Source organism: Arhodomonas sp. KWT (assembly GCF_010993615.1).
In genome coordinates this window covers 1-1,676 of sequence record NZ_WNXE01000389.1, presented here as the reverse complement: position 1 = coordinate 1,676, position 1,676 = coordinate 1, and the positions used below count along the sequence as shown (strand labels likewise).

Below are 1,676 nucleotides of genomic sequence, written 5' to 3'. Positions count from 1 at the left end.
GCCGAGGTGATCCACGGCCTGGAGGCGGTCCACGAGCTTTCCGGGGAAGCGGTTGAGCTTGCCGGGTGAGCCGACGCGGGTCCCCGCTCTGATACAATCCGCGGGCATGGACGCCCTCGACGACGACATCTCGGATCTGCTCGCCCCCCTCAACGACGCCCAGCGCGAGGCGGTGGGTGCCCCCCTCGGCCACGCCCTGGTGCTCGCCGGCGCCGGCAGCGGCAAGACCCGCGTGCTCACCCACCGCGCGGCGTGGCTGGTGCGGGTCCACGGCGCCTCGCCCTGGTCCATCCTGGCGGTGACCTTCACCAACAAGGCGGCCGCGGAGATGCGCGGGCGCATCGAGTCGCTGCTCGGCATTAGCGGCGGTGGCATGTGGGTAGGCACCTTCCATGGCATCGCTCACCGGCTGCTGCGGCTGCACGCCGAGGAGGCCGGCCTGCCCAAGGGCTTCCAGATCCTCGACAGCGAGGACCAGCGCCGGCTGGTCAAGCGCGTGATGCGCGACGCCGGCGTCGACGACAAGCGCTATCCGGTGCGCCAGGTCCAGGGCTACATCAACGCCCGCAAGGACGAGGGCCGGCGTGCCGGTGAGCTCGACACCGACGACGCCTACACCGCGACCCTGGTCGAGCTTTATGGCGCCTACGACTCGGCCTGCCGGTCCGCCGGCGTGGTGGACTTCCCGGAGCTGCTGCTGCGCTGCTGCGAGATGTGGCGCGCCCACCCGGAGCTGCTCGATCACTACCGGCGGCGCTTCCGCCACGTGCTCATCGACGAGTTCCAGGACACCAACGGCATCCAGTACGACTGGCTGCGCCTGATCGCCGCCGAGGATGCGGACGTGTTCGTCGTCGGTGACGACGACCAGTCCATCTACGGCTGGCGCGGCGCGCGGGTGGAGAACCTGCAGCGCTACCAGCGCGACTACCCGGACACGCAGGTGCTGCGCCTGGAGCAGAACTACCGCTCCACGCGCACGATCCTGGACGCCGCCAACCATCTCATCGCCCACAACAGCGATCGCCTGGGCAAGTCGCTGTGGACGGATGGCGGCCAGGGCCATCCGATCAGCGTGTATGCCGCGTTCAACGAGCAGGACGAGGCGCGCTTCGTCGTGGAGCGCATCCGTGCGATGACCGAGGAGGAGGGCTACTCCCGCAGCGACTTCGCCATCCTCTACCGCTCCAACGCCCAGTCCCGCACCTTCGAGGAGGCGCTGATCGGCAACCGCGTGACCTATCGCGTCTACGGTGGGCTGCGGTTCTTCGAGCGCGCCGAGATCAAGGATGCGCTGGCCTACCTGCGGCTGGTGGACAACCGCCACGACGACGCCTCGCTGGAGCGGGTGATAAACACCCCGGCGCGGGGTATCGGCGCGCGCACCGTCGAGGCCATCCGCACGGCCGCCCGTACCCAGGGGATCAGCCTGTGGGAGGCGGCCCGCGGGGTCACCGGGCCCGGCGGGCTGTCGGCCCGCGCGGCGCGGTCCGTGTCCTCGTTCATCGAGCTGGTGGACGATCTCGCCGCGCGCACCGCCGGGCAGTCCCTGCCTGACCAGGTGGAGACGGTGCTCGACGTCAGCGGCCTGCGCGGCGTGCTGGAGAAGGAGGGCTCCGAGCGCGCCCGGGACCGGCTGGAGAACCTGGACGAGCTGATCAGCGCGGCGCGCACCT

General features: G+C 70.6%; 1 protein-coding gene. It reads left to right on the top strand.

Going from position 1 to position 1,676, the window contains the following annotated elements; all coding sequences use genetic code 11:
• Nucleotides 1-106: 106 nt before the first annotated feature.
• Nucleotides 107-1,676 (top strand): UvrD-helicase domain-containing protein (locus tag G7A99_RS19235; protein ID WP_163143244.1); only part of this gene is annotated, 1,570 nt, incomplete at its 3' end.